The following is a 6,685-nucleotide window of genomic DNA, read 5'->3' as shown; positions in this document are numbered from 1 at the left end:
GATGAAAAGCATTCATCGGATTTTGATCTCATTGAGCCATTTTTCAAGTTATTTTTTACTTAACTGATCGGCATTAGGGCTTTGGCCCCTTTTTTTTGGCAGAGTGAGGTCTGACGCTTGCTTACCTTGCTACATCACGTAAAATTACCAACAATTTTTACGATGAACGCATCTTGATGACTAAACAAGCACACATAGGATTAACGGACCCTAAAAGCCCAGATAATGTTGGTGCCGTAATGCGCGCCGCTGGCTGTTATAATGCCAATTCCGTTGTTTATACGGGTAATCGTTTCAATAAAGCTGTTGCCCGTGGGCAAAAGCTACATACCGATACTAAAAATGTAGCCAATCGAATACCACTCAACCACATAGACACATTTCAACAAGCTCTCCCACACGGCGCTGTCCCTGTTGCAATTGAACTCGTTGAGGGAGCAACTTCACTAGTGGAGTATCAGCACCCTGAAAACGCTTTTTATATCTTTGGCCCAGAAGATCGCTCGCTCGATAAAGAAGTCGTTGCTTGGTGCGATGACGTTATTTATATTCCTACGGTTGGTTGCATGAATCTTGCGGCAACTGTTAATGTGGTTTTATACGATAGGATTGCAAAGTTGGGAGCTGAGGCGCAAGGTGATGAACTCATCAAGCAATCACGTGACAATAATAATCGATTGAAAGTGACCTAAATTTGGGAGTCATTATGAACAAAAAGTATATCAATGTAATAGCTTCAACGTTTCTATTTTTTGGACTAATTGCTTGTCAATCTACCCCCCGTGAAGAGCAGCAAGTTGTCACTGTGGCCCCATTTAAAGTATCCTGTGTTGGAGTCGCCAATCAGCAGTGTTTGAATGTATTGGTGGAGGATGAATGGCAATTATTTTACCAACGGATTGATGGTTTTAATTTTTCTGAAGGGCACTATCAAACGATTAAGATAAACAAAGTACCGCGTACTAGTGTTGCCGCAGATCAATCAACTGTTGATTATCAGTTTATATCGCTAATCTCGCGGGCTAAGCAAGTGTTTCTACCGAAGTCGATGTTAACCGCAAAGCGACAGTGGCAGTTAAAATCCGTGTCAACTATTGACGATCTGTTATCACATCCTGGCTTTACAGCGATTGATCAAAAACCCTACCTGACATTATCAAATGAAGGACTAACAGGATTTTCTGGGTGTAATCGTTTTTTTTCATCGGTGGTGAATAGTTTCGAAAGCAATGAGTTTTCAACTTCACACTTAGCATTTTCAACGTTAGGTTCGTCTATGAAAGCTTGTTATCCAAACACTATTGGTCAAATTGAACGAGCGATGCTCAATGCACTATACGACACAGACCAGTTCGTAGTTAACTGGCCTGAGCTAATTTTTTATAGTAAGGGAAAACAAGTCGCAAGTTTTGTTGCCAGTGATTGGGACTAATAATGAGTGTAAGAATAATTGCTGCTGTGGCTTTCGTAGCCGTCACATTTTTATTTAGCCAAATGGCCTTTTCAATGCCGCGAGGGAAAACAATCACTGGGCCTGTTATCGCTCAAGAGCTTCTTACGCGTGACGCTCACTTTTATGATCAATATCGACGATATATTATCGATGAACAAGAGATAAGTTCACTGAGCCGCATCGATGAGTCCTATGAATTTGTCGTATTGTTTGGTACATGGTGTCATGACAGTGTAAGAGAAGTACCCAGACTCATAAAATTATTCGAGCGCGGGAATAAAAAATTACAACTTATCGGTGTAAATACGAATAAAGAAGCTGACGAGAAATATCATTTACGCTTTACACCGACATTGATCGTTTATCAGCATGGCCATGAGATTGGACGAATCGTAGAAAAACCCAATCAGACTTGGACAGTCGATATTTTAGATGTCATCAGCCAACGAGAAAATTAATCACAGCGACGGACAACGATAACGTCGCCTTGTTGACGCTGTAAACCTAGCATTGTGATGGTTGATTTGGTTTTTGCTACTGTAACGATTTCTCTTTCACTGTTTATAACGATAGCTATTGCATCGTCGTGTTTTGAAAGTGATATTGTTCTAGATGCTTCATCGGTTATATGTGTCGCACCGTGTTTTTGTGCAATGTCACGTAATTGATTTGTCGAATAGTCACAAGCTATTAATTCTGCGACAGTGTCTAACTCTGGCCAATTACTGTAACAAGCACTTAAAAAAACTGCGCTTAGAGACACAATAATAGTTTTTAGGGGGGAGCGTAGATATTTATTTTTAGTCATTTGGGAGCCATTTAACGAATAACATCAAAAAATATTATCGTTATGTTCAATTATTTAGTATCTTTGCAACAACAATTTTAAAGGAAAGTAACTGTGTCAAAATTTATTATACTCGGCTTAATCATTATTTCTATTTTTTGGTTATTAAATCGTAGCGCTCAAACAAAGAAAAGTGCACAAGTGAACATAGAAATAGGGCAGCAGTTTCTAGAAGCCAATAAACTAGAAGAGGGCGTCCAAGTCACTCCTTCCGGTTTACAGTATAAAGTATTAACAGAAGGTACGGGGGAAGAACACCCAACGAGTCGCTCAAAGGTAACCGTACACTACCACGGAACACTTATTGACGGCACCGTCTTTGATAGCTCTGTTGATCGTGGTGAAACAATATCTTTCGGACTTAACCAGGTAATAAAAGGCTGGACAGAAGGTCTACAATTAATGGTTGTTGGCCAAAAAACGCGTTTCTATATTCCGAGTGAATTAGGTTATCAAAACCGAAGCACGGGCTCGATCCCTCCTGGTTCTGTTCTTATTTTTGACGTTGAACTATTTGAATTTAAATAATCATTTTAACTACTTTTGGGGGGCTAACTAAGTTTAATACCTAGTATTAACTTATACTCATTTATGGAACTTATCTTCTTTAGTACAGCATTTGTCTGTGGCTTCGTTATTTTACAGTTAAGATTACCTCCGATGATCGGCTTTTTAGCGGCTGGCTTTATCTTACATTTAGTGGGTTATCAATCAACTGATTTACTACAAAACATTGCAGACTTAGGTGTCACTTTATTACTTTTTACTATCGGTTTAAAATTACGTGTAGAAAGCCTGACCAAAGCTTATGTCTGGGCACCCGCTTCAATCCACATTGTGTTAAGCACCGCCTTATTCTCTGCGTTTATTATGCTTTTAGCGCAGTTCGGGCTACCGCTATTTACTGATTTGACACTTCAAACATCTTTATTGATAGGCTTTGCGTTTAGCTTTTCCAGTACCGTTTTTGCTGTGAAAGTGCTTGAACAGCGCGGTGAAATGGGAAGTTTGCATGGTAAGGTATCCATCGGTATTCTGATAATGCAGGATATCTTTGCTGTTATATTTTTAGCGGTTAGCACAGGAAAAGTTCCAAACTGGTATGCGCTTGGGTTGTTAGTTCTATTACCGCTGATCCGTCCAATATTTTATGTCATTTTAAGTCGTTCTAAACACGGTGAATTACTTCCGTTGTTTGGCTTCTTTTTTGCTTTATTGATCGGTTATCAAGCATTTGAATTTGCTGGTTTAAAGGGCGATTTGGGTGCACTTATAATAGGTATGATTTTTGCTCCGCATAAGAAAGCAGGGGAGTTAGCTAAATCTTTACTTAACTTTAAAGATTTAATGCTAGTTGGCTTCTTCTTAACCATCGGACTAAATGCAAATCTGACTGCTGAGGCTCTATTTGCTGCTCTAATTATTGTCTTAGTTCTACCTATAAAAGTCATCTTATATTATGTACTGACCAATCAGTTTAAGCTCAGAGCTCGTACGTCATTATTAAGTTCATTCACATTGGCAAACTTTAGTGAGTTTGGTTTGATAGTTTGTGCGCTAGCTGCTTCAAATGACTGGGTTTCTGGTGAGTGGCTCGCGGTTGTTGCTATTGCAGTCTCTATAACGTTCATTTTAGCCTCTCCGTTGAATACCAGTTCAAATGATATTTACGTTAAACTCGAAGAGTTTTTATCGCGCTTTGAGTCTAAAGAACGTTTAGATCAAGAGAGACCAGTAGAGTTAGCGGATACAAAAATTCTTATTTTTGGTATGGGACGTATTGGAACGGGTGCTTATGAAACTATTGCACAGCATTATCCAGACGCTGTTGCAGGTGTCGATATTAACCAAGACAGTATTGTTAGACATCAAGAGAGAGGTCGCAATGTTATTCTTGCTGATGCAACCGATCCAGATTTTTGGCAACGAATTAACCATTCAGAAGTTGAAATGGTCATGTTAGCGATGCCAAAGCATATTCAAAACATCTCTGCTTTGGAACAATTAAAAGCATCTGGTTTTGACGGTCAAGTTTCTGCTATTGCAAATTACCCTGATCAACAGAGCGAGCTTGAAAAGATGGGCGTACATTCTACTTATAACTTCTATTTAGAAGCCGGTAGTGGATTTGCGGAACATGTTACAGAAAAACTATTTAACAAACCTATTTAAACTAGGTTGATAGTTGAAAAGAAAAGGGAGCTTGTCGCTCCCTTTTCTTATTATTACGATTAGTTATTCTTTTTATCATCAGATGGTCGGTTCTTTTCACATAAACCGATGAGAAAGTTTCTAATCATTTGGTCACCACAAGGCTTGTATTGTCGTGAACCTGGCTTGCGGAAAAAAGCACTCATCTCAGATTTAGAGAATTTAAAATCTGCAATTTGCATAATCTCTAACAGATCGTCTTCTCGTAACTCGAGTGCGATACGGATTTTTTTGAGGATGATGTTGTTATTAATACGAACTTTTTGTTTCGTTAGCGGTGCTGCAGACTCGTCACGAGGTCCGCGTAACTTTATAATCAAACCATCGAGAAACTGTTCAAGAGTTACATCATCACATTCAACGAAACCTTCTTGTTTTTCGCGCATTAATAAATTGCTGATTTCACCTGCTTTAATTTTTCTGTCAGCTAACTTAAAAATCTCGACCATTGATGCTTCACGTAGATTCAAAGCATAGCGTAGGCGGCGTAAAACTAAATTATTTATCATGATTCTGTCTCTTAAAATTTGAAGTGGAAAACTATCACAATTTGCATTGTTAATGTAGTTAATTATTTAAAAACTGCCAATCTGTTAATTATAATTGGTACTGAGATTATTTTTTGGCGGCAGATTGTACTGATGTTTGCTCACATTTCACGTACGGACGCGCAATAAATAAACCAAATGACAAATTTATATTTATAAATCAGTAGTTTACACAGGGGATCCGTCAGCGCAAATGAAGCCTTAGTGGGCTGATTAACAACGGAATCAGTCACCAGAGCAGTCACTTAGGTCCCTAATGTCCAATACTCTTAAGTATTGGACATTAGGGGTATCATAAGATAGACTCTGTTTAATTAAGTTTATGATTTGTTATCATTATTATCCTAAGGTTTATATGTACACAGTAACACCACTCATTAATACGTTTTCGGAAATAAAGTATCAGCAACAAGCCATACAAAATAATACGCTGGCCAACGAGTATCCTGCACTGGACACTTTTCTAAATTCCTTGGGCGGTCTCAAATCAACAGCCACAAAAGAATTACTCTTTGTTCTAGAGTTTTTACACATTATGGGACGAAAATCAGACGGCACATTTTTACGATTTAGAAATGAAGCAGAACGTTTGTGTTTATTTTGTTGGCAAGTTCGTGAGAAAGGAATTTTCGATGTTGGTCGTAAAGATATCGAGGCATATATTGATTTTGTCTGGCAGCCGAACAAACAATGGATTGGCTTGTCTGTTCAACAACGTTTTATTGAACACGCTGGAATATTTAAATCCAATCCCAACTGGCGTCCGTTCGTGGCAAAAGTAGCAAAATCTCTAAGTAAAAAAGACCCAAACCGCGTGGCAAATGTAGATGATTATCGGCCGTCGCAAGAATCTTTAACATCTACTTTTACCGCCATCAGCGTATTGTACAAACATGCACAAATGGAAGAAGTTTGTGACAAGAATTATGTTCCTGTCGTTAAACGCAGTTGTCCATTTCTTATTAAGCAAGTTCAACGTAAAACACCAGATACCTTAAGCCAACTTCAATGGGAATATGTCCTTGGAGTGACTAGAGATCACGCTGATAAAGATGCTAAATTTGAACGAAACCTGTTTATTATTGCCACACTTAAAAGCCTCTATCTACGTGTGTCAGAACTTTCCGAACACAGTAAATGGCAACCGAAAATGTCACATTTTACTAAGGATAACGACAACTTTTGGTATTTAACCGTCTTTGGTAAAGGAAATAAGATCCGTGATGTCACAGTACCACCCGCCTACATAAGCTATCTACAACGGTATCGTAAGTATCGTGGATTAATTGGCCTACCTTCTCCAGATGAAGATACCCCGATGCTTAATAAGCTACGCGGTAGCGGTAATATGACGGCGAGACAAATTAGACGGATTGTTGAACAAAGTTTTGATTTAGCAATTACAGCACTCAATAATGATGGTTTTGATGATGACGCTAATTATTTAATGGCTGCGACTACACATTGGTTAAGGCACACCGGAGCAACAGAAGATGCAGGAACTCGACCATTGAAGCATTTAGCAGACGAACTCGGTCATGCTTCATCTGAAACGACAGACAAAAACTATATCCAAACGAATATTAAAGACCGTGCGATGTCAGGGCAAGATCGTAAAGTTTAGAA

Annotated in this window: 8 protein-coding genes; 6 read left to right on the top strand and 2 right to left on the bottom strand. The window is 38.7% G+C overall.

What is annotated here, in order from left to right:
* Positions 1-176: 176 nt before the first annotated feature.
* From Q8W26_RS10545 to Q8W26_RS10535, 3 genes are read left to right on the top strand one after another with little or no spacing between them, the layout of a single operon-like run.
* Entirely contained in the window at positions 177-692 is a 516-nt protein-coding gene (locus tag Q8W26_RS10545; protein WP_101215428.1) for an RNA methyltransferase, read from the top strand.
* A 14-nt stretch (positions 693-706) separates the two neighbouring features.
* A complete protein-coding gene (locus Q8W26_RS10540) occupies positions 707-1,432 on the top strand; it encodes a DUF4377 domain-containing protein (RefSeq protein ID WP_101215427.1) in 726 nt (241 codons plus the stop codon).
* Between the two features lie 2 nt (positions 1,433-1,434).
* Positions 1,435-1,911 carry a thioredoxin family protein gene (locus tag Q8W26_RS10535; RefSeq protein WP_305473302.1) on the top strand — a complete coding sequence of 159 codons (477 nt, stop codon included), beginning with the start codon at positions 1,435-1,437 and terminating at the stop codon, positions 1,909-1,911.
* On the opposite strand, the gene Q8W26_RS10530 is transcribed toward Q8W26_RS10535, so the two are convergent.
* Complete coding sequence (locus tag Q8W26_RS10530; RefSeq protein ID WP_101215426.1) at positions 1,908-2,261, bottom strand: hypothetical protein; 354 nt, start codon at positions 2,259-2,261, stop codon at positions 1,908-1,910. The genes Q8W26_RS10535 and Q8W26_RS10530 overlap by 4 nt on opposite strands.
* Before the next feature lie 93 nt (positions 2,262-2,354).
* On the opposite strand from Q8W26_RS10530, the gene Q8W26_RS10525 reads away from it, so the two are divergent.
* On the top strand, positions 2,355-2,828 hold the full coding sequence (locus Q8W26_RS10525; RefSeq protein WP_101215425.1) for an FKBP-type peptidyl-prolyl cis-trans isomerase: 474 nt from the start codon (positions 2,355-2,357) through the stop codon (positions 2,826-2,828).
* Between the two features lie 63 nt (positions 2,829-2,891).
* Positions 2,892-4,472 carry a cation:proton antiporter family protein gene (locus tag Q8W26_RS10520; protein WP_101215424.1) on the top strand — a complete coding sequence of 527 codons (1,581 nt, stop codon included), beginning with the start codon at positions 2,892-2,894 and terminating at the stop codon, positions 4,470-4,472.
* A gap of 59 nt (positions 4,473-4,531) precedes the next feature.
* Here the strand turns inward: Q8W26_RS10520 and Q8W26_RS10515 are convergent, their stop codons facing one another.
* Positions 4,532-5,020, bottom strand: a complete 489-nt coding sequence (locus Q8W26_RS10515) for a DUF1456 family protein (protein WP_101215423.1) — start codon at positions 5,018-5,020, stop codon at positions 4,532-4,534.
* A 394-nt stretch (positions 5,021-5,414) separates the two neighbouring features.
* Here Q8W26_RS10515 and Q8W26_RS10510 point away from each other — a divergent pair, with 394 nt between their 5' ends.
* Positions 5,415-6,683: a site-specific integrase gene (locus Q8W26_RS10510; protein ID WP_101215422.1), complete on the top strand. Its 1,269-nt coding sequence runs from the start codon at positions 5,415-5,417 to the stop codon at positions 6,681-6,683.
* The last annotated feature ends 2 nt before the right edge of the window (positions 6,684-6,685 follow it).

This window comes from Psychrobium sp. 1_MG-2023, assembly GCF_030689115.1.
Taxonomy (GTDB): domain Bacteria; phylum Pseudomonadota; class Gammaproteobacteria; order Enterobacterales; family Psychrobiaceae; genus Psychrobium.
This window is presented reverse-complemented; position numbering and strand designations above follow the sequence as displayed.